Annotated in this window: 25 protein-coding genes and 2 riboswitches; of the genes, 1 reads left to right on the top strand and 24 read right to left on the bottom strand. The window is 42.9% G+C overall.

Translation table 11 applies throughout. The features are described 5' to 3' along the window. Nucleotides 1-14 precede the first annotated feature (14 nt). The 18 genes from atpG to spoIIR all read right to left on the bottom strand — a co-directional run bounded on the left by atpG (nt 15) and on the right by spoIIR (nt 13,950). Entirely contained in the window at nt 15-878 is an 864-nt protein-coding gene (gene atpG, locus EHS13_RS00310; RefSeq protein ID WP_155698291.1) for an ATP synthase F1 subunit gamma, read from the bottom strand. 67 nt (nt 879-945) lie between these two features. Then, entirely contained in the window at nt 946-2,460 is a 1,515-nt protein-coding gene (gene atpA, locus EHS13_RS00305; RefSeq protein WP_155698289.1) for a F0F1 ATP synthase subunit alpha, read from the bottom strand. A gap of 33 nt (nt 2,461-2,493) precedes the next feature. Next, entirely contained in the window at nt 2,494-3,030 is a 537-nt protein-coding gene (locus EHS13_RS00300) for a F0F1 ATP synthase subunit delta (RefSeq protein WP_155698288.1), read from the bottom strand. Then, on the bottom strand, nt 3,027-3,518 hold the full coding sequence (atpF, locus tag EHS13_RS00295; RefSeq protein WP_405083543.1) for a F0F1 ATP synthase subunit B: 492 nt from the start codon (nt 3,516-3,518) through the stop codon (nt 3,027-3,029). Before atpF ends, EHS13_RS00300 begins: the two co-directional genes overlap by 4 nt. Before the next feature lie 90 nt (nt 3,519-3,608). Next, nucleotides 3,609-3,833, bottom strand: coding sequence for a F0F1 ATP synthase subunit C (gene atpE / locus EHS13_RS00290; protein WP_155698286.1), 225 nt, complete (start codon nt 3,831-3,833; stop codon nt 3,609-3,611). A gap of 95 nt (nt 3,834-3,928) precedes the next feature. After that, nucleotides 3,929-4,729 carry a F0F1 ATP synthase subunit A gene (atpB, locus tag EHS13_RS00285; protein ID WP_155705164.1) on the bottom strand — a complete coding sequence of 267 codons (801 nt, stop codon included), beginning with the start codon at nt 4,727-4,729 and terminating at the stop codon, nt 3,929-3,931. A gap of 38 nt (nt 4,730-4,767) precedes the next feature. Continuing rightward, the gene (locus tag EHS13_RS00280; protein WP_155698284.1) at nt 4,768-5,151 is read right to left on the bottom strand and encodes an ATP synthase subunit I; all 384 of its coding nucleotides are present in this window, start codon (nt 5,149-5,151) and stop codon (nt 4,768-4,770) included. 7 nt (nt 5,152-5,158) lie between these two features. Beyond that, nucleotides 5,159-5,383, bottom strand: a complete 225-nt coding sequence (locus EHS13_RS00275; RefSeq protein WP_227013727.1) for an AtpZ/AtpI family protein — start codon at nt 5,381-5,383, stop codon at nt 5,159-5,161. Nucleotides 5,384-5,661: 278 nt separating this feature from the next. After that, a complete protein-coding gene (gene wecB, locus EHS13_RS00270; RefSeq protein ID WP_155698282.1) occupies nt 5,662-6,807 on the bottom strand; it encodes a non-hydrolyzing UDP-N-acetylglucosamine 2-epimerase in 1,146 nt (381 codons plus the stop codon). 44 nt (nt 6,808-6,851) lie between these two features. Next, nucleotides 6,852-7,481 (bottom strand): uracil phosphoribosyltransferase, encoded by a 630-nt coding sequence (upp, locus tag EHS13_RS00265; RefSeq protein WP_155698280.1) that lies wholly within the window; start codon nt 7,479-7,481, stop codon nt 6,852-6,854. A 133-nt stretch (nt 7,482-7,614) separates the two neighbouring features. Further along, the gene (gene glyA, locus EHS13_RS00260) at nt 7,615-8,862 is read right to left on the bottom strand and encodes a serine hydroxymethyltransferase (RefSeq protein ID WP_155698278.1); all 1,248 of its coding nucleotides are present in this window, start codon (nt 8,860-8,862) and stop codon (nt 7,615-7,617) included. Between the two features lie 37 nt (nt 8,863-8,899). Next, entirely contained in the window at nt 8,900-9,502 is a 603-nt protein-coding gene (locus EHS13_RS00255; protein ID WP_155698276.1) for a TIGR01440 family protein, read from the bottom strand. 19 nt (nt 9,503-9,521) lie between these two features. Beyond that, nucleotides 9,522-9,980, bottom strand: a complete 459-nt coding sequence (rpiB, locus tag EHS13_RS00250) for a ribose 5-phosphate isomerase B (RefSeq protein ID WP_155698274.1) — start codon at nt 9,978-9,980, stop codon at nt 9,522-9,524. 172 nt (nt 9,981-10,152) lie between these two features. Beyond that, nucleotides 10,153-10,232, bottom strand: a riboswitch (ZMP/ZTP riboswitch). Between the two features lie 98 nt (nt 10,233-10,330). Then, nucleotides 10,331-10,921 carry a low molecular weight protein arginine phosphatase gene (locus tag EHS13_RS00245; protein ID WP_319633412.1) on the bottom strand — a complete coding sequence of 197 codons (591 nt, stop codon included), beginning with the start codon at nt 10,919-10,921 and terminating at the stop codon, nt 10,331-10,333. Between the two features lie 47 nt (nt 10,922-10,968). Continuing rightward, entirely contained in the window at nt 10,969-11,529 is a 561-nt protein-coding gene (locus EHS13_RS00240; protein ID WP_155698273.1) for a manganese efflux pump MntP, read from the bottom strand. 142 nt (nt 11,530-11,671) lie between these two features. Further along, nucleotides 11,672-12,031: a winged helix-turn-helix transcriptional regulator gene (locus EHS13_RS00235; RefSeq protein WP_155698271.1), complete on the bottom strand. Its 360-nt coding sequence runs from the start codon at nt 12,029-12,031 to the stop codon at nt 11,672-11,674. A 68-nt stretch (nt 12,032-12,099) separates the two neighbouring features. Beyond that, entirely contained in the window at nt 12,100-13,155 is a 1,056-nt protein-coding gene (locus EHS13_RS00230; RefSeq protein ID WP_155698269.1) for an L-threonylcarbamoyladenylate synthase, read from the bottom strand. A gap of 174 nt (nt 13,156-13,329) precedes the next feature. Beyond that, nucleotides 13,330-13,950 carry a stage II sporulation protein R gene (gene spoIIR / locus EHS13_RS00225; RefSeq protein ID WP_155698267.1) on the bottom strand — a complete coding sequence of 207 codons (621 nt, stop codon included), beginning with the start codon at nt 13,948-13,950 and terminating at the stop codon, nt 13,330-13,332. A 187-nt stretch (nt 13,951-14,137) separates the two neighbouring features. Between spoIIR and EHS13_RS00220 the strand changes: the two genes are divergently transcribed. Further along, nucleotides 14,138-14,329 (top strand): hypothetical protein, encoded by a 192-nt coding sequence (locus tag EHS13_RS00220; RefSeq protein WP_155698266.1) that lies wholly within the window; start codon nt 14,138-14,140, stop codon nt 14,327-14,329. On the opposite strand, the gene prmC is transcribed toward EHS13_RS00220, so the two are convergent. The 6 genes from prmC to EHS13_RS00190 all read right to left on the bottom strand — a co-directional run bounded on the left by prmC (nt 14,326) and on the right by EHS13_RS00190 (nt 20,405). Then, nucleotides 14,326-15,207 (bottom strand): peptide chain release factor N(5)-glutamine methyltransferase, encoded by an 882-nt coding sequence (gene prmC / locus EHS13_RS00215; RefSeq protein ID WP_155698264.1) that lies wholly within the window; start codon nt 15,205-15,207, stop codon nt 14,326-14,328. The genes EHS13_RS00220 and prmC overlap by 4 nt on opposite strands. Nucleotides 15,208-15,213: 6 nt before the next feature. Continuing rightward, nucleotides 15,214-16,284, bottom strand: a complete 1,071-nt coding sequence (gene prfA, locus EHS13_RS00210) for a peptide chain release factor 1 (protein ID WP_155698262.1) — start codon at nt 16,282-16,284, stop codon at nt 15,214-15,216. 157 nt (nt 16,285-16,441) lie between these two features. After that, nucleotides 16,442-17,542: a redox-regulated ATPase YchF gene (gene ychF / locus EHS13_RS00205; RefSeq protein WP_155698260.1), complete on the bottom strand. Its 1,101-nt coding sequence runs from the start codon at nt 17,540-17,542 to the stop codon at nt 16,442-16,444. Nucleotides 17,543-17,702: 160 nt separating this feature from the next. Then, complete coding sequence (mgrA, locus tag EHS13_RS00200; protein WP_155698258.1) at nt 17,703-18,695, bottom strand: L-glyceraldehyde 3-phosphate reductase; 993 nt, start codon at nt 18,693-18,695, stop codon at nt 17,703-17,705. A 59-nt stretch (nt 18,696-18,754) separates the two neighbouring features. Beyond that, nucleotides 18,755-19,564, bottom strand: coding sequence for a VanW family protein (locus EHS13_RS00195; protein WP_155698257.1), 810 nt, complete (start codon nt 19,562-19,564; stop codon nt 18,755-18,757). A gap of 130 nt (nt 19,565-19,694) precedes the next feature. Continuing rightward, on the bottom strand, nt 19,695-20,405 hold the full coding sequence (locus EHS13_RS00190; protein WP_155698256.1) for a PilZ domain-containing protein: 711 nt from the start codon (nt 20,403-20,405) through the stop codon (nt 19,695-19,697). A gap of 108 nt (nt 20,406-20,513) precedes the next feature. Beyond that, nucleotides 20,514-20,609, bottom strand: a riboswitch (cyclic di-GMP riboswitch). Between the last annotated feature and the right edge of the window lie 140 nt (nt 20,610-20,749).

The following is a 20,749-nucleotide window of genomic DNA, read 5'->3' as shown; positions in this document are numbered from 1 at the left end:
TAACATCAACTGAATTAAGCTTGTGAGTTAGCGCCTGCAACAATTTCCGATATTTCCTGGGTAATTGCGGCTTGACGTGCACGGTTGTAAATCAAGGTCAACGAGGAAATCATCTTCGTTGCATTCTTCGTTGCACTGCCCATAGCTGTCATTCTTGCTCCGAATTCACTTGCTTTACTTTCCAATACTGCGCTGTAAATGATGGTTTCTGCATATTTTGGCAAAAGCACCTCAAGGACTCCTTCAGGTGACGGCTCATACTCATAGCTAGTTACAGCTGAGGTTGAAGTCGTTTCTTGGGCTAACGGCAGCAATTTCTTCTCTACAGGCACTTGGGAAAGTGCATTAACGAATTGATTATAAACTAGATATAACTCGTCATATGAACCTATTTCAAAATTACGAACGGCTGATGCTGCAATCGATTTGATATCCGAAAACTTAACATTATCCACTAGACCCGTAACTTCATCAATGATCTCAATATTCCGCTTTTTAAAATAATCTCTACCTTTACGTCCAATAACAAAGACCGCATACTCACTGCTTGACTTGTGATTGGCGCGTATTGTATTCATCACCTTACGCAAAAGGTTGGCATTAAATCCGCCTGCAAGTCCACGATCTGAAGTAATAACGAGATAACCCGTTTTCTTGACTTCACGAGTGACGAGCATAGGATGCTTGACGCCTTTGCTGCCAGCTGCAATACTAGCAACTACCTCGCGGATCTTCTCCGCATAAGGACGGGCTGCCTCAGCACTAGCCTGAGCTTTTCTCAGATTCGATGCTGCAATCATTTCCATCGCTTTAGTAATTTGCTTCGTATTCTGAACGCTCTTAATTTGGCGTTTTATATCGCGCATTCCTTTAGCCATACATGTTTCACCTCACTAGATTAGACCTTCGGGCGAATGTACCATCAAGGCAGCTGCCTTATGGCGATTAGACCGATGCAGCAAATCCTTTTAGATATTTCTTTATGGCATCAACGAGAGCTTTCTCATTGTCGGCTGTTAAATCTTTGGTTGTACGAATGGATGTTAGAATTTCAGGCTCAGAAGCATCCAAGTATGCCAAAAATTCTTTTTCAAAACGGCTAATATCCACAACTGGTGTTTCATCCAAATGGCCTTTAACTGCCGCATAGATAATAACTACTTGCTTTTCAACCGATAAAGGCTGATTAACCCCTTGCTTCAGAACTTCTAACGTACGTAAACCACGGTTTAGACGTTGTTGTGTAGATTTATCTAAGTCAGATCCAAATTGAGCAAATGCAGCTAACTCCCGATATTGAGCCAAATCCAAACGTAACGTTCCCGCTACCTTCTTCATCGCTTTAATCTGAGCAGCACCACCAACACGGGATACTGAAAGACCAACGTTTACTGCTGGACGTTGACCTGAATAGAACAAGTCAGCTTCCGTAAATATTTGACCATCTGTAATGGAAATAACGTTTGTAGGAATATAAGCTGAAAGATCGCCTGCTTGTGTTTCAATGAATGGCAATGCAGTTAAAGATCCACCGCCTAGATCATCATTAAGCTTAGCAGCACGCTCTAGTAAACGAGAATGCAAGTAGAAAACGTCTCCTGGGTAAGCTTCCCGACCTGGTGGGCGTCTCAATAGCAAAGATAACTCACGGTAAGCTGCAGCTTGCTTGGACAAATCATCATAGATGATTAGAACGTGCTCGCCTTTGTACATGAAGTATTCACCCATTGCGCAGCCTGCATAAGGAGCAAGGAACAACAACGGTGATGGCTCGGAAGCACTAGCTGTTACAACGATTGTGTAGTCCATTGCACCATTCTTACGCAATGTTTCAACAACGCCGGCTACAGTAGATTGCTTTTGCCCGATAGCTACATAAATACATTTCACGCCATTGCCTTTTTGGTTAATGATCGTGTCAATCGCAATTGCCGTTTTACCGGTTTGACGGTCACCAATGATCAATTCGCGTTGTCCGCGTCCGATTGGTACCATCGCATCAATAGCTTTAATTCCTGTTTGCATAGGCTCATGAACGGACTTACGGGCCATAACACCTGGTGCTGGTGATTCAATAGGACGGAATTGTGTAGTATTGATTGGTCCTTTGCCATCCAAAGGTAGACCCAATGAATTGACAACACGACCTAGTAATTCTTCGCCTACAGGAACTTCCATAATACGTCCAGTACGTTTAACTTGGTCGCCTTCACGAATATCCGTGTAAGGTCCTAGAATAACGATACCGACGTTATTTTCTTCTAGATTTAGCGTCATCCCGAGAACTCCGTTTGAAAACTCCAACAATTCTCCAGCCATAACGTTTTCTAAACCGTGTGCGCGGGCAATACCATCACCAACTTGAATGACTGTACCGACATCCACGACTTGAATATCCGACTTATATTGCTCAATTTGGCTTTTAATAAGCGTGCTAATTTCTTCAGGCTTGATACTCAACTAACCTCACCCCTATCTTAAGTAGTGCTTTCGTTACTTGAACGATGCTTGTAATCTTTGTAGCTTGCCAGATAAGCTGCCGTCATATAAACGGTCCCCTATGCGGACTTGAATGCCTCCAAGTAGACTTGGATTTATCACTTGTTGCACTTGAATTTTCTTACCAGTTAGCTGACTGAAGCTTGCAGCAATGTGCTGTGATTCTACTTCAGTTAACTCAATCGGTGTGGAAACAATGGCTTTTGCTTGCCCCAAAGCTTCATTAGCGATTTTAATGTAATCTGTTAAAACCTCTTGCAAAATGCCTTCACGTCTTCTATCGACGAGCAAGCTTACCGTATTTAGAACAGCGTCTGAGACTTTGCCTTGAAACAAAGTATCCAAAAAGGCTGTTTTTTTCGATGAATCAATATTCGGATGACTTAGAAACTTCTGTAAATCGGCGTTGTCATAAATCGAGGAGACAATGGCTTGTAAATCAGCCTCTGCTTGCGCAACCTCATTCTTTTCCTTAGCCAGTTCAAAAAGTGCTTTAGCATACCGCTTTGCTACGATCGTATCAGTGCTCATTGCTTGCCTCCTACCTCTTTGAGGTACTGCTCAACCAATTGCTCTTGTGACTTTGCGTCCACTTGCTTTTCAATAATTTTGGAAGCGATCATGACGGACAATGCGCTAACTTGACTGCGTAATGCAGCAACAGCTTTGTCTTTTTCATTCTCGATATCCTTCAAAGCTTCTTCTTTAAGACGAACCGTTTCCGCTTTTGCAGAATGAATCAATTCCTCTGCTTGGCGACCACTTGCTTGTCTTGCTTGCTCTAGAATATCATACGCTGATTTCTTCGCCTCGATAATCGCTTCTTTCTGTTCAGTAAGCAGCTTTTCCGATTGCAGACGGTTACTTTCCGCATTGCTCAATTGACTTTGCACTAAAATTCTACGTTCTTCCATAATGCCGAACAAAGGTCCAAACGCATATTTTTTTAATAGCCAAAATAAAATTAGAAACGCAGCAATGGCTACAAAAAATGATGAAGGTTCAAACAACTTAATCAAAATAGGTCACTCCCTTCTGAAAAAATAACAATTTTGCGAACAAAGCGAAGGCGTGGAAGCATTTGCTACCGCGCCCAAACTATAAATTTCTTATGCTTTACCCAAGAAAATAAAGGCAAGTACTAGGGTGATAATAGGCATTGCTTCTACTAGACCAATACCAATAAACATTGTGGATTGCAATACTCCGCGAAGTTCTGGTTGACGTGAAATACCTTCTAGTGCGCGACCTACGATTAAACCATTACCAATACCTGCTCCTAATGCTCCTAAACCAAATACAATACCTGCTGCTACTAATGCTAAAGCTCCCATTTGTTATATCCTCCTCAGAATAGTTGGTTAATTTTAATACTATCTTTTCCTGAAATTCATACTGGCCATTGGCTGCAATCCTATCAGGGCTTAGATTAATGTTTCTCGTCGTGCGGCATAACCTGTGAAATATAAACCATCGTCAGCATTACAAAGATATAAGCTTGAATTGAGCCTACGAAAATACTGAAGCCTTGCCATACAATCAATGCCGGTATTCCCCAAACCCCTAAGCCCAAAATTACGGCAATCATGACTTCTCCGGCAAAAATATTCCCGAATAAACGAAGACCAAGTGTAAGTAATTTCGACCCTTGTTCAATTAAATGAATAGGTAAGAACGCGACATTCGGTTCAACATAATGCTTAAAGTAACTCCGCGGATTCCTAAAAATCCCCAAGAAATGACTTAAAAGAATAACGATTGCAGCTAATCCCATTGTGACGGATGAATTGGCTGTTGGTGATTTCCACCAAAGCACGGATGCACCATGGTACTCCTCGCCTTTTTTCACCGCTTCAGCATGCCCCTCATCCAGTGTTAACTGTGAGACAAATTCTTGTCCAAAAATCTTCGCTGGGTGTTCATGGTCTGTAACGACTGCAAACGGCAGCCCTAACATATTTCCTACAAAGATAAACATAAGCAAGGTAATCCCTAGCATAAGGAAAGGTCTTCCTACTTTTTTCTCCATTGAGCTACCAATAATGTTTTCGACGAATTCTACAATCCATTCTACAAAATTCTGCATTTTGCTTGGATTAGTAACAGATGCTTTACGTGTGCCAAGCATAGCAAGTACGAACACGACTGTACAAGTGACGACCAACATAAGGATAATGGATAAGTCGAAGCTAATACCAAAAATCTTAATATACGGTGCAATATGATCCATTTTTTTCTGTTTCACCCCTTTCCAGAACCACCATGATTTTAACCATTATTTCCATTTTTGCGTGAAGATATTATACCTACTACAAATGCTGCTGTTTGCGCGAAAAACAAACCTACTACAGTTGCCACTAATTCCACTTGCTCATACCTTAAGGAAATGACTACGGCCAAAAGCGCTACCGCAGCTCGAGTAAAAAATCCGATATTAACTCTACGTTTGTTTTGGAGAAGGAGCTTATCCGTGAGCCTCCGAATTTTCCATGCGAGGAAGTTGAAGCTAATCAGGCTTGCGGAGCTTCCAATAACTAAACCGGATAAATAGCCCGCATATTGAGGTAGGAATGCCCATCCAAGAAAACAGATAGATAAGAAGCAAAAGGTAATGCGCGTCACGGTTTTCTGAAGAGCTGTTATGTCATTCATGCTTGTTCTAGCCCTCCGTATAATATTTAATTAAAAATATAATACTGATGACGCCTACCGCTAGGCCAACCAATAAACCCGTAATCATCCAAAATGTCTCTGCGCCCGATCGGCTTCCAATGTAGTTTCCGAGGTAATAGCCTCCCAAAGTGCACACGACTAAATCAGCGCCCATTGCGCCAACCAAACCCGCAGCTCTCCATGGATTATCATTACGATTCGGTTCCTTCACTTCCAGCCCTCATTTGCAAAGCGTTCTCAAATTATAAGAATGTATAAGTTGTTACTTATGCGAATCTTATAATTCCGGACAAACGCCATCTTAAAAGATGACATTACGGATTATGCTTGATTCTATTAATCCTCATTCATTTTATCGAAGTAATGTAAGGTTTGTCAATTGATTCAAATTCAAACTTTTCGTGAACGGAAATCGGCGAAGCCTTATGGGTCAAGGATTTTTAGTAATATAAACCAAACAGTTCAACTGTACAGTGTCACCTTTTTGTCTTATTTCCCTGTAAAAGGCTCCGGTCTTTGCTCTGCTAGCCCAAAATAATGGAGAATTCCTTGTACAATGCGGATGGATGCGCTACCATCGCCGTATGGATTTGCAGCACGACTCATTCGCTCGTACAGCTCAGAATCAGTCAATAACGCTTTCGCTCTCGTGTAAACAAACTCTTCATCTGTACCAACTAATTCCAAAGTGCCTGCTTCGACACCTTCTGGTCTTTCTGTCGTTTCACGCAGAACCAAAACTGGAACTCCGAATGAAGGAGCCTCTTCCTGAAGGCCACCTGAGTCGGTCAAAATTAAATGAGTATGCGGATAAAAATTATACATATCCATAACATCGAGAGGTTCGATCAGCTTAATCCTTGGGTGATTGCCTAATATTTCATGAGCAGGCTCACGAACTGCAGGACTTGGATGCACCGGATAAACAATCGCAATATCATCAAACTCATCGGCAATCCGTTTAACAGCCCGGAAAATTTGGAGATGTGGCTCACCTTGTGATTCACGACGATGAGCAGTCATTAGAATCAATCGTTTGCCTTTAGCCCAATCCAGCATCGGATGCGTGTAATCTTCGCGAACTGTATATTGAGGAACGTCCGTAATGGTATTGCCTGTTGTAAAAATGGTCGCTTCTGCTTTATTCTCCTTAAGCAAATTACCTGCCGACCAGCTGGTTGGGGCAAAATGCAAATCTGCCAAAACTCCCGTTAATTGTCGATTCATTTCCTCTGGATAAGGATTTAGTTTATTCCATGTGCGTAATCCCGCTTCAACATGCCCGACTTTAATTTGCTGCATAAAAGCTGCATAGCTTGCAAGGAACGTAGTCAATGTATCACCATGCACCAAAATAATGTCCGGCTGGACCTCACGGAGTACCGGCTCAAGTCCTTGAAGCACACGCACCGTAATTTCTTGCAGGGTTTGTCGATCTTGCATTACATCCAAGTCATAATCCGCTTTAATCTGGAACGCCTCTAATACCTGATCCAAAAGCTGGCGGTGCTGTGCAGTTACACATACAATTGACTCAATTTGTTCAGGGTGGCGTTGGAGCTCTAGAATCAATGGAGCCATTTTGATAGCTTCGGGACGTACGCCGAATACAGTCATAACTTTAATTCGTTTCATTTGTATTTCCCCTTTATTAGCTTAATTATCCATTTTGCGGATATTTAGTCCGTTCCGAACAAACGATCTCCAGCATCTCCTAGGCCTGGAACGATATATCCATGGTCATTCAAGTACTCGTCGATAGCCGCTGTATAAATATCCACATCCGGATGAGCTTCTTGAAGAGCTTTAATCCCTTCGGGTGCAGAAATCAAACACAAGAGTCTAATTCGCGTACAGTTGCGTGCTTTGAGCATGCTAATTGCTGCAATAGCAGAAGCGCCCGTCGCCAGCATGGGATCAATTACAATAAGCTCTCTTTCGGCTGAATCAGATGGCATTTTGTAATAGTATTCTACTGCTTGCAGGGTTACTGGGTCGCGATATAAGCCAATATGACCTACCTTCGCTGTGGGTATTAGCTTTAATATACCATCCACCATACCCAAGCCTGCACGAAGAATAGGTACCAGAACTGGCATTTTTTCAGAAAGCATTAGACACTCTGTTGTAGTTACAGGAGTCTTAACTGTGGTTTTCTGCAATGTAAAATTCCGAGTCAATTCAAAGGCCATTAAAGCGGCTACTTCATCGACCAGCTCGCGGAACATTTTTGATTTTGTATTCTCATCTCGGATCAAGCCTAATTTATGTACAATCAATGGATGATCGCATACGATTACTTTTCCCATGAACTTTCCTCCTGCGACGTATTTTGCCTCGTATAGTATACCACAGGAAGGTTAATAGAATAAGTTGAAATCAAAAAAAGGCGCATCGCTGCACCTCATTTGGTAATAATTTGTTTATTTAATAATCTTATTCCTAGTATTGAAGCCCTGGATACATAGGGAATTTATCAGTAATTTCCTTAACCATAACACGCGCTTTTTCTTGTGAAGCATGGTCCGTAGGGTTCTTCAAGGTCAATCCGATAATCTTCGCGATGCCCTTCATTGCTTCTTGATCCAGACCACGTGATGTTGCAGCAGCTGTACCAATTCGAATACCGCTGGTAATGAACGGGCTTGTTGGGTCAAAAGGAATGGCATTCTTATTAACGGTAATGCCGATTTCGTCCAAAATGTTTTGTGCAACTTTACCAGTAAGGTTGATATTACGCAAATCCACAAGCAATAAATGATTGTCCGTACCATCTGAAACTATGTTTAAATCTTCAGCCATAAGCGCTTCAGCTAATACTTGTGCATTGGTGATGACATTTGCTGCGTATGTTTTGAAGCTTGGTTGTAAGGCTTCACCGAAGGAAACAGCTTTAGCCGCGATCACATGCATCAAAGGTCCGCCTTGTGTTCCAGGGAAAACGGCTTTATCGATCTCTCTTGCCCATGCTTTACGACAGAAAATCATACCTCCACGAGGTCCACGCAAAGTCTTATGAGTAGTCGTTGTTACAAAATGCGCATAAGGAATTGGGCTTTGGTGTAAGCCAGCCGCTACTAAACCAGCAATGTGAGCCATATCCACCATGAACAATGCGCCTACATCATTAGCAATTTGAGCAAAGGCTTCAAAATCAATCGCACGCGGATAAGCGCTTGCTCCAGCAACAATTAATTTAGGACGGTGCTTAAATGCTGCTTTACGTACTTCATCCATATCAATACGGAAAGTTTTCTCGTCCACGCCATAAGCCACAAAGTTGTACAAAAGACCCGATGCATTAGCTGGATTACCGTGTGTTAAATGACCGCCATGTGCTAAATTCATCCCAAGAATCGTATCGCCTGGTTTTACAGTTGCTAAGTAAACAGCCAAATTAGCTTGTGCGCCGGAATGCGGTTGAACATTTGCATGCTCAGCACCAAAAATTTCCTTAGCACGATCGATAGCGATTTGCTCAACAACATCTACATATTCACAGCCACCGTAGAAACGTTTACCTGGGTAACCTTCTGCATATTTATTAGTTAAAACAGTGCCCATTGCTTCCATAACGGCTTCGCTTACAAAGTTTTCCGAAGCAATTAGTTCAATTTTGTCCCGTTGACGACCTAGTTCTTGGTTAATAGCTTCAAAAATACTCGGATCCTGCTTGTGTAAGTTTTCCATGTATAATTCCTCCTAAGGTTGGTTTTTATTAAAGGTATTAAACGCTTATCGTATAAACAGCACGAATGCCGCCGATTAGTTTGGGTCGCGTGTAAGCTGCTTGCACCGATGCATGGCCAATAACACGTATGGATGAGCGAAAAGGTACTGCCACTCGGCGAAGGTGCATACCAATTAAGGTTCCTCCGATATCAATTCCGCCATGAGCTTGTATGGTTTCTACAAGAACAGGCTGCTGCAGCTGCGAATGTACATAGGAGGCCATTGCGCCACCTGCCTTTGGAACGGGAATAGCCGAAACCTGCTCCAGCCCAGGATATTGCAGCAAACATTCTTTCTCCAGCAACAACGCACGATTTAAATGCTCGCAGCATTGAAAAGCTGGATAAAAGCCGATTTTTTGGCGAACTCGCTCAATTCCTAGATAAAGCTGCCCTGCCACCTGTAGGGAACCCGAAGTGCCAATATGGCTGCCCATGACTTCACTGGTGCTTGTCCCGAAGACGATGATTTGCCCTGCTTCAATGCTTCCCGCCTCAATTAGCTCGGTTAACACGGTTTCCATCTGATCTGCCATAGACTCCCAATGAATGAAGGAGTCCGCTTGCGATTCTACTTGATCCTGCGCCTGATTGTGCATGTGATCATCCCCGTTAATTTTATGGGTGAATCGTAAATTTATCTTCCAACGACGTGACCTTGCCAATGCGTTGTTCATGACGAGCTGCATGCGAAAATTCGGTCTCGAGCCAAATGCGGACAATTTCCTGAGCGATTCCAGGACCAACGACTCGCTCACCCATAGCCAGCACATTCGAGTCATTATGCTCCCGCGTAGCTTTTGCAGAGAACATATCGTGCACCAAAGCGCAGCGAATGCTCGGAATTTTATTAGCGGCAATCGTCATTCCAATACCTGTGCCGCATATAAGTATTCCGCGGTCGGCATCGCCTGAAACGACCTTCTCACAAACCGGAAGTGCGTAATCGGGATAATCGACTGCATCAGCGCAATAACTGCCAACATCATCCACTTCATGTCCTAAAGAAACGATAAAGCCTTTCAATTCCTCTTTTAATCGAAACCCACCATGATCAGCGCCAATCGCAACTTTCACCGTAATTCCTCCTTAGAGTTTTCGTTAGAAAACTATCATCGTAAGCATTTGCAGAGTTCGCAATAACAAACTTTCTTCGTAAGCATCTTCTGGAACCTAACCTCGTATGTCCATATTATAGCCCAAACCGACAAAAAATAGAAAAAGAGCACACGCGTGCATGCACGTCGTTGCTCTTTGCCCAGGCGACCGGCCTTATGTCTTGATGCTCCATTGTGGTTGTTCCACTAGTCGCCAGTTACATCAAGTCGAGATTCGTTCTTTCTCAATCATTAGTCTTATTGTACCGCAATTGAGCATAAGGTGTAAAGATCCACTCGCACATAAAAATGATCATTTACAAAAATATCTTATCTCCGCTCTGCATCATTCAGCTTCTTTAAAAGCTTAGTAACATGCTGTTGGAGCTCTTCCGCACATCGTTCATAATCTGCCAAAGTGCCTCCAAATGGATCGAAAATATCATAATCCGGCAAGCGATTTTCCAGCTCCCACACTCGTTGACGTTCCAATACACTAATAGGCTGCGACAGCACCCGCTTCATTTCCAATTCAGAGTAGAAGCTTTCACTCTCCGCAATACGGGATAATACCTCAGGGTTGTCTTCCACATATTCTTTGAGCAAATGAATTTTATCTAATGCCTGTGGATAGGCTTGAATCACAGCACGCTTATGGTTGACCGTCATCGTCAAAATTAAATCCGCCCAATCAATGAGCTTACTAGTTGCCGTTTGGGCACTATGCCTAATGCTGATCCCTTGTTTCTCCAAAATCGTGGCGGAATGGCGTGACATGGGCGCACCCTGCGCAGCAGCGATGCCTGCCGAACGAACAGTTAGAGCCAAACCTCTCTTGTCTGCCATTTGCCGTAGAATCCCTTCTGCCATTGGACTTCGGCACGTGTTCCCAGTACAGACGAATAATATATTGGTTATCATGAAAGCCACCTCCCCCATAACTTAGTTATATCTTAAAAACAATTATATCAAATGAGAAATTTTAATCCAAATACGAAAAGAATAGCCCCCCCGAAAGCTTCCCCATAACCGCCAACCCAATGACCTAATTTTCTACCGAGCAGCAAGCCTACAATGGACATGCCTCCCCCGAACAAACCAAATAGGAGCACAGCCAGCAACAAGTCGGTGGCAAAAATACCAAGTGAAACACCTACAGAGAACGCATCAATACTGACCATAAATGAAAATAACAGCAAGCCCCAGATCGTTCGATAATCAAAGGATTTTACAGCATCTCCACGGATTGCACTATATACCATATGCGAACCAAGCAAAACCAACAGTATCCCCCCTACTGTATTGGCTACGCTGCCTAATAACAAACCAAGATAATTGCCCATAAAAAAACCAAACAAAGGCATAAACATATGAAACAACGCAATAACGACGCTTATTTTTAGAATATCCATCAACCGAATGCCTCTTAACCCAATACCAAGACCCAGAGAAAAAGCATCCAAGCCCAATGCGAAGGCCATCAAAAAAAGCGTAAAAAATTGCCCCCATTGCGCAACTGCAGCCGACATACCGTACCTCCTTGTCCACATGATCTTCTCTCAAGATATGCGGACAAACTAGGAAAGATACCTGATGTGCTGCTCGAAGCAAGTTAAAAAAGAGCCAGTAGAAAGGGGATCGCCCCTCTACTAGCTCTACATATATTATGGACTATTCTGTACAGGAAACTTCTCCTGGACACAATTCTTGACTGCCATCGGGTCTTTGCTTAACCCAAGCTCTGGCCCATACTTCAATTTCTTGAATGATTGGCTTCAATGCCCTGCCTTTATCTGTTAAATCATACTCTACACGAACTGGAATATCTGGATAAACATGCCGTTTAATTAGCTCTTCCATTTCCAATTCACGAAGTCGCTCCGATAAAATTCTGCCGCTAATGAGAAGTGACCCTTCCATTTCAGAAAAGCGTTGGGGTCCCTCTAACAGCTTCTTAATTAATAAAACTGTCCAACGTTTAGTCAGCATCTGTGTAGCGTCTACTGTAGGGCAATATTCTTTCACATCCATGCAGGTTCACCTCTCATGTGTTACTACTGTTTATTATACACTAAAATTCCCATTGTCTTTACAATTTTTTATAATAATCTGAGAATTCTTTCACCTGCAGCCTTCTCCAAGCGATTCATAACCGCCGAGCCAATTCCTTTATCCGCAAAGGCTTCGGCAACTATGAAGGAAATGTTAGCGTCATCAAAGCTGCGCAAGGCTGCGAACAGCTCGTGAGCTGTAGAATCCGGCTGAGCTAAGCTGCCGCAAGACGCAACAAGATCTGCATGATATCTATTTTTGTGCTCCGAATATGTGAGAATTCCTGTTGAATGACCCATAGCTTGAGCTAGATCAATCATATGCTGAATTTGCAAGGCAACCTGCTCTATCGAGCCTCCCTTGACAAGGGTTAGGATCCCTTGCGGAGCATAATGCGCATATTTCATTCCTGGTGATTTAGGCGCTGCTATTCCAGCTTCAATATCTTGAGCTCCAGCTTCAAGTACTGTACCAAAAGCCGTCAGCTGCTCCTTCGTAATACCGCCTGGTCTCAGCAAATGTATGCGCCCATCTACGACTTCAATTACGGTTGATTCCACACCCACACCTGTAGGTCCTGCATCGATAATAGCTTCAATCCGACCATCCAGATCATCGCGCACATGCTCAGCCCGTGTCGGACTCGGCCGGCCAGAACGATTGGCGCTAGGTGCCGCAAGCGGGCAGCCTGCTGCTTCAATCAGCTGAAGTGCTATAGGATGCGCTGGCATCCGCACGGCTACAGTGGATAGACCGGCTGTCACAAGCGGCGATACCGCTCCTAGCTTGACGGGAAGCACCAACGTAAGCGGACCTGGCCAGAACGCATCGATCAGGAGCTGAGAAACCTCATCCACTTCTGTTACAAGCGTATTTAGTTGATCGACATGTGAAATATGGACGATCAGCGGATTATCCGTTGGCCGTCCTTTTGCCTTGTATATATTCTCAACAGCGTTAGTATTCGTCGCATCTGCCCCTAAACCATATACCGTTTCTGTAGGGAACGCGACACATTTACCTGAGCGAAGAAGCTCTGCTGCCGCTTGAATGTAAGGATGTTCTGCCGAATCCGTAAGAGCGACTACCCAATAGTTGGTCATATCTGTTCAATCCTTAAGTTTTTCTTGTCATTATAGCCTGTCCGCTCTACATTTGTCACGAATTGCATGGTTTCAGCTTCTTAAATTGGCTTAAGCAAGGATAAACGGCTATGCCGTCTTTTAAGACGGCGTTTGTCCGGAATTATAAGATCCGTATAAGCAAAAAATTTATACTTATAATTTAAAAAGCTGTTTTGTTTTGTCCCACAAGTAGAAGTGGATTTGTTTTTTGGATTTAATCTGAATGGTGGATGAAACTGATTTCTCAGAGATAGTCGATTTGCCTACTGCTTCGCCAGAGATAGCATCCACAAAACATAACGGCGGAAACAAGACACACCACCAGTTCTGCCCATCCCCACGTCCTAAAGTAATCCGCAGCGCCTCATATTCACCCGCAGGATAAACACGATTGCCATACATTTTTGTTGGAAAAGGTACCTGACCAAGCTCTACCTGTGCCCCATAATTATAACCATGTGAAGCTAACTCTTTCTGAACTAACATTTGCATAGCTGGTAATTGCTCTCTTACCACGCGTCTAGCATATTCGATCCCGTCTGGCTCCTTAACCCATGTATTCATTTGAGCTATAACGACATCACGCACTTTACGTTTCATCACTTGATCGGCTATTGAATCCGAATTTGCTAGAATCCGCAAGCGAATCGATTGCTCAGGAATTGCTGAATCAGCTAAAGCGATATTATTGCGATTAGATTCCCAACAAGTTATAAGTATAATAATTGCAAAAACCATAAGAAACCACTGTCTAACCGCTAATTGCACCTTCATTTGTAAGTCCTCCTCATAATGCTTCCATATCCATTAGTATGGTCAGCAACGTGGAGGACTAAACCTATGAAACTATTAATCCTTTACCAGTTTGGGAATTGGAACAATCTGTGCTAGACTCTTTGTATGAGATTAGGAAGAATGCTCGAATCAAACATCAGAAATTACTACTATGGAGGTAATTCACTTGAGAAAATTTAATATTATGCGCCCTTTGTTAATTTTAGCTGTGGCCTTTTTTGCCAAAAACTTTACAACTTTCATTTGTTCGCTCTTTTCGGCATCAGAAGGTTTAACAAGTAACCTTTCCTTTATTGCCATGATGGCTGCCGCCATTTTCACTTACATGCGGATGACCAAATCAAGAAATAGACGCTAAAGCTTCTTAACTGCTATCACATGCCTCGCAATCCCTGCATAATCCACAATTACTTCAATTTGCTCCCAGTTTTGCAGATCAGCTAGCATTTGGCTGACCGCTTCTGTTTGTCCCTGACCGACTTCAAATGCAACTAAACGCGGAAACGCAGGAAGCTGCATAAGCTGTTCACACATCCGACGATAGAGGATCAAGCCATCTGCTCCACCATCCAAAGCCAACCGTGGCTCAAAGCTTTTGACTTCCCGCTGCAGCTCCTCAATATCACCTGAAGCAATATAAGGTGGATTAGAGACTAAGATATCAATCTGCTGCTGCTCCTGAATATAAACATCCAACAAGTCACTTTGTGAAAAGTTAATTTTTGCAGCAACGCCATTAAGCTCTGCATTGGCTCGAGCCACTTCTAAGGCAGCAAGTGAGATATCCGAGCTGCTTATCTGCCATAGCGGACATTGAACTGCAATGGTAATAGGAATTGCGCCGCTTCCCGAACCAATATCAACCAATTTGGGTGCACCCCCAGGCCAGAGCTCATTCCCTCGCTTAACCACCTGCTCCACCAATAGCTCCGTTTCTGGACGCGGAATTAACACAGCCGCATTTACCTGAAAAGGCAAACCATAAAACTCTTGTTCACCAATGATATACTGCACGGGCTCTCCAGCAGCCTTGCGTTCCACAAGCAGCAGCCACTCACTCATTTTCGCTTGCGGAAAAGGCTCTTCAAAGCGCATCAGCATCGTCGAGCGATCCCACTGCATAAGGTGCTGAAGCAATAGCTCCACACAAATCGCTGCATCTGGAACCTGCCTCAACCGTAAAAAAGAAGAAGCCTCAATATAGGCTTCACGTGCCGTCATTGGCTGTCCGTTCATATTGGGTTATTCCCCTTTGCTATCCATTAATTCTGCTTGTGCAGCCATAGTCAAAGCAGCTACAATTTCGGCCATATCGCCGTTCATTACGGTTTCTAGGCGGTGCAAAGTTAACCCGATGCGGTGATCGGTAATCCGGCTTTGCGGAAAGTTATAAGTCCGAATCCGTTCGCTGCGATCGCCTGTACCGACCTTGCTCTTTCTTTCACCATCATACTTCGCTTGCTCTTCCTGCTGGAACTTATCATAAACACGAGCACGCAATACGGCCATCGCCATATCTTTATTCTTGTTTTGTGATTTGCCATCCTGACAAGTAGCTACAATTCCGGTTGGTACATGCGTTACACGTACAGCTGACTTAGTTGTATTAACCGATTGTCCGCCTGCTCCGCTTGAACAGAAAGTATCGACGCGAATATCACTATCTCGGATATCGACTTCAATTTCTTCCGCTTCTGGAATAACTGCAACCGTTGAAGTAGAGGTATGAATCCGTCCACCTGACTCCGTCGTAGGAATCCGTTGCACACGATGGGCTCCGCTCTCGTATTTCATTTTGCTGTAGGCACCTTTACCGGTAATCATAAAGATTACTTCTTTAAAACCACCTAAATCATTAAGATTAGCGTCCATTATCTCGGTTTTCCAGCCCTGCACATCTGCATAACGTGTGTACATCCGATATAAATCAGCTGCAAAAAGCGCTGCTTCATCCCCGCCGGCTGCTCCACGTATTTCTACAATGACATTCTTATCATCATTAGGATCTTTAGGAAGCATCAATAAATTGATATTTGTTTCAAGCTCGTCTTTACGAGTGGTGAGCTCATCAAGCTCCATTTTGACCATTTCACGCATATCATCGTCCAGCTTTTCACCCTGCATTTCCTTAGCAGCGTCAAACTGTTCCATAACGGATTTATATTCGGTATAAGCCTCGAAAACCTCTTGCAGATCCGATTGCTCCTTGGAAAGCTCTCTTAGTTTCTTAGTATCATTGACTATATCTGGATCGCTAAGCAGCTCGCTTAGTTTCTCGTATCGTCCGGCTAGTGATTGTAGGCGATCTAACACAATTGCACACTCCTTGAGCTTATTTTCCGTTTTACTTTTTTAGATAGATCTATATATTTTATGCCTTTGGCAGGGGGATGTCAATAAAAACGGGCCTACCAATTAGAAATAAACACGACTAAAACAGCCGTGTCATTCTCGCAAATCGTATGCTTAGCTAAACGTTAAAACGGAAATGCATAACATCGCCATCTTGTACCAGATACTCTTTACCTTCTAATCGTACTAAGCCTTTTTCCTTAGCAGCAGCCATCGAACCGTTCGTAGATAAGGCTTCATAGCTCACAACTTCAGCACGAATAAATCCACGCTCAAAATCTGTATGAATAACGCCAGCTGCTTGTGGAGCTTTAGTACCCTTGTGAATCGTCCATGCCCGAACCTCTTGTACACCTGCAGTAAAGTAAGTGTATAAGCCTAATTCACGGTATGCCGCTTTAATTAAGCGATTCAAACCAGACTCCTTAAGTCCAAGCTCTTCCAAGAACATAGCCTTGTCATCTCCGTCGAGCTCAGCAATCTCGGATTCCACCTTGGCACTAATTGGAATAACTTCTGCGCCCTCAGCCGAAGCAAAATCACGGACAATTTTTACAAAAGGATTGTCGTCCGAATTAGCTACCTCATCTTCACTGACATTCGCTGCATACAACACTGGCTTCATCGTCAACAAATGCAGATCTCGTACGATCAGCTTTTCATCATCGGACAATTCCAAGCTGCGCGCTGGCTTGTCGGCATACAATGCTTCTTTAATTCGCTCTAAGCATTCTACTTCAGCTACGACTTTTTTGTCGCCGCCTTTTAAATTTTTGCGTGAGCGTTCAATCTTCTTCTCCAACTGATCCAGATCAGCTAGAATTAATTCCAGATTAATCGTTTCGATATCACCAAGTGGATCAACCTTACCGGAAACGTGCGTAATGTTATCATCTTGAAAGCAACGAACAACATGGACAATCGCATCCACTTCGCGAATATGCTGAAGAAACTTGTTGCCCAAGCCTTCGCCTTTGCTCGCACCCTTAACAATTCCTGCTATATCAATAAATTCAAATGCCGTTGGCACCGTTTTGTGAGGTGTTACAATCTCAACCAAACGCTGCAAGCGCTCATCCGGTACCTCAACCACACCAACATTAGGGTCAATGGTACAAAAAGGATAATTGGCCATTTCAGCTCCAGCCTGTGTAATTGCATTAAATAAAGTCGATTTCCCTACGTTGGGCAGTCCGACAATTCCCGCTTTCAAAGCCATCTTACATACAACTCCTCATGTTCTACAAAATATCCTTTTAATTATATAGCAGAATACTGCTAAAGTCACTGTGCGGTTTATTGGGAGGGACTTCATAATAGAAAAAATCCCCCTCACCTCAGCAAAACGACTGAAATGAAGGAGATATATAATAAACAAACTATTGCAAAGCAGCATCAATCTTAGCTAATTCCTCAGTCGAAAACTCTAAGTTGTTCAAGGCTGCGACATTTTCCTCAATCTGACTGACACGGCTTGCACCGATCAAAGCTGAAGTAATTCGCCCTCCGCGCAACACCCAAGCAAGCGACATTTGCGCTAAGCTTTGTCCGCGATCTTTAGCAATGTCATTTAGCTGCTGAATTTGTTCCAGCTTCTCCGGAGTTACATCCTTAGAATTTAGGGACGAGCTCGTTGTGTTAGCAGCACGTGAATCTGATGGTATTCCAGTCACATACTTGTTCGTCAACAATCCTTGAGCAAGTGGGCAGAATGCGATGCTGCCGACGCCATTTTCATCCAAAACATCCGTAAGTCCATCCTCGACCCAACGATTCAATAAAGAGTAAACCGGTTGATGAATCAGCATAGGTGTACCCAATTCCTTCAGAATGCGGATTGCTTCTGCTGTTTGCTCCGGACTGTAGCTTGAAATCCCTGCATATAAAGCCTTACCTTGGCGAACAAGTAAATCCAAAGCACCCATGGTTTCTTCCAAAGGCGTTTCTGGATCAAAGCGATGTGAGTAGAAAACATCCACATAATCCAATTTCATCCGTTTCAAGCTTTGATCCAAGCTAGAAACCAGATATTTCTTGGATCCCCATTCCCCATAAGGTCCTGGCCACATGTAGTATCCCGCCTTGGAGGAAATAATCAGTTCGTCGCGATAAGATGCAAAATCACCAGCCATCATTTGCCCAAACATTTCTTCAGCTGAGCCTGCTGGAGGTCCGTAATTATTAGCTAAATCGAAATGGTTAATTCCTAAATCAAACGCTCTTCGCAGCATTGCCCGACCGTTCTCAAAATTGTCGACGCCACCAAAATTATGCCATAAGCCCAGTGAAATCGCCGGTAGCTTAACTCCTGACTTGCCACATCTATTGTATTTCATCGTATCATACCTTGCTGAACTAGCTTGGTAACCCATATTATTAGTCTCCTTCACTTTATAAATCTATCATTCCTTCATATTATATAGTAACTACTTCATGAATCGCAAACTTCTTTCAATAACGGCTCATACATCATTAAAGCATGATTCTCTGCAACTTCTTCATCTGCTATACAGAGTCCCTCTTCATTCCAAATTCGCCGATAAATCAGATTGTGTCGCGTATAGCCGCCCCAATATTCGGATTTAATCAAATGTTCTTTTTCATAAATTTCATACCGGTAGCGCGATTTAACCTCAGATCTCCATTCCCCTATTAGATCAGAATCACCGACAGTTACCTGGAGCTGGTAAGGCTGATCGGTATCATTGCGTATTTGTAAATCCAGATAATTGTAAGCACAGGTTGCCCCACTGCCAAAGGGCTGAGTCCTTCCGGCATCAGGAAAAACATCGTAGCTATGCCGATGCCTTTCAACAACAGTGAGTGGTGAGTGCAGCGTCATCCAATAAATTAAATTAGAAAGCTGGCAGAGTCCACCACCTACATCCGAACGAAAACTACCAAAATATAAGACCATCCCGTCGACATAGCCCTTTTTACGTGTTGGTTTACCGATTAAGCGCCAATAAGAGAACGTTTCGCCGGGTAGGAGTACAATACCATTTAATTTCTCGACCGCTATTTTTAAATTAATAATTTTATTGTGCTGCAGCCACATATCTACATCCTTCAGCTTGCGCAATACCGGCGTTCGATGCTCAAAGATTGGATAGGTTAGATTGTTTTCCCTAAGCGTTCGCGCGAACTTCTTATTTTCTAGCAGCCATTCCATATATCTTTTAAGTGTATAGTACGCTTTACCACACTTGAGACGCAGAGCCGATCTTTGGATCGGTTTCATAACACACCTCCAATATACTTGTTCAAGAGATCCATACCCATTATACCGTTAAAAGAACCTGATTTTACCAAAGTCGTCTGAAATAAAAAAACTATCGAGTGATTTCGATAGCTCCAGTTGATGAATTATTTTATTTAAAAACCCTTTTTTGGTTTTCTGCTTTTTTTAGTGATGCGCGATTTACAACCTGTGATTTTAGGATAAATGCACGTAAAGCTTTATTCTGATCAGGATGAATTTCAATTATTTCTGCTCCATATTGAGAAATGGCTTCTAGTTTTTCCACGCGAACAACTTGGGCTCTAAAGGATAGATTTATGCCCAATTCAGCTGCTACCTCTATGTGTTCATCTATTTTCAACTCCAAATCACCATTCACAGTAAAGCCAATCCCGCTTTGACTAATATTGCTGATCAACACATCTATCGGTTCTGCAAAAGCTTTCATTTCTGAGCTGCCCTGAGAACATACACCGTGCAGATAACCGTTTTTGTCCATTTCAATACGTGTTTCTTTGCGTTTCTCGGAAAATTTCCGACGGTTTTCTGGTGGATTAATAAGTATGAGAAAACCAACGTCTTTAGCTATAACGGTCGTATTGAACATAAAAATTCCTGCAGGCGTATAGATAGTTAGTTTAACAATCGTGCCCAAATCAAATAATTGATAATCCCCAATTTCAACCTCTACCATATCGCCTTCCGCATATGTTAATATACCCGTGGATACATAATCCTTTTTTTCCACAACCGTTCTACAGTGTACCAAAATAGACATATTCGGCTCTTGGGTTTCTTTAAATCCTAATTCCAAATTTTCTGCTGAGCGGTCTTCAACCATATTACATTACCTTCTTTCTATGCTAATCCATTAATTTCGTATATAATTTGACGCAAAAAAGCTGTCCCTGAGGGCAGCCTGTTAATAATCCGAATAGGTAGGACAATTATGGGCAGCCAGGCTATCATTATAATCTAACGCTTAGATTATCTTAGACCCTCAGCTTTGCGTCCTTATCTTTCAATAAGTTTGCCTTTTCATTGTGGTATTTCAACAAAGTATACCTTTATTTAGGGAATACTTCAATGAAATAGAGTACTATATGTATATATTCAACCTTGAATGACTGCATAAGTTTTCGTAAACATCAAAGTTATCCACAAAGTTATGCACAACATGTTAAC

The sequence above is a fragment of the Paenibacillus psychroresistens genome (genome assembly GCF_009728935.1).
Taxonomy (GTDB): domain Bacteria; phylum Bacillota; class Bacilli; order Paenibacillales; family NBRC-103111; genus Paenibacillus_AC; species Paenibacillus_AC psychroresistens.
Note: the sequence above shows the minus strand (reverse complement) of the source record. Positions and strands in the feature narration are given on the sequence as shown.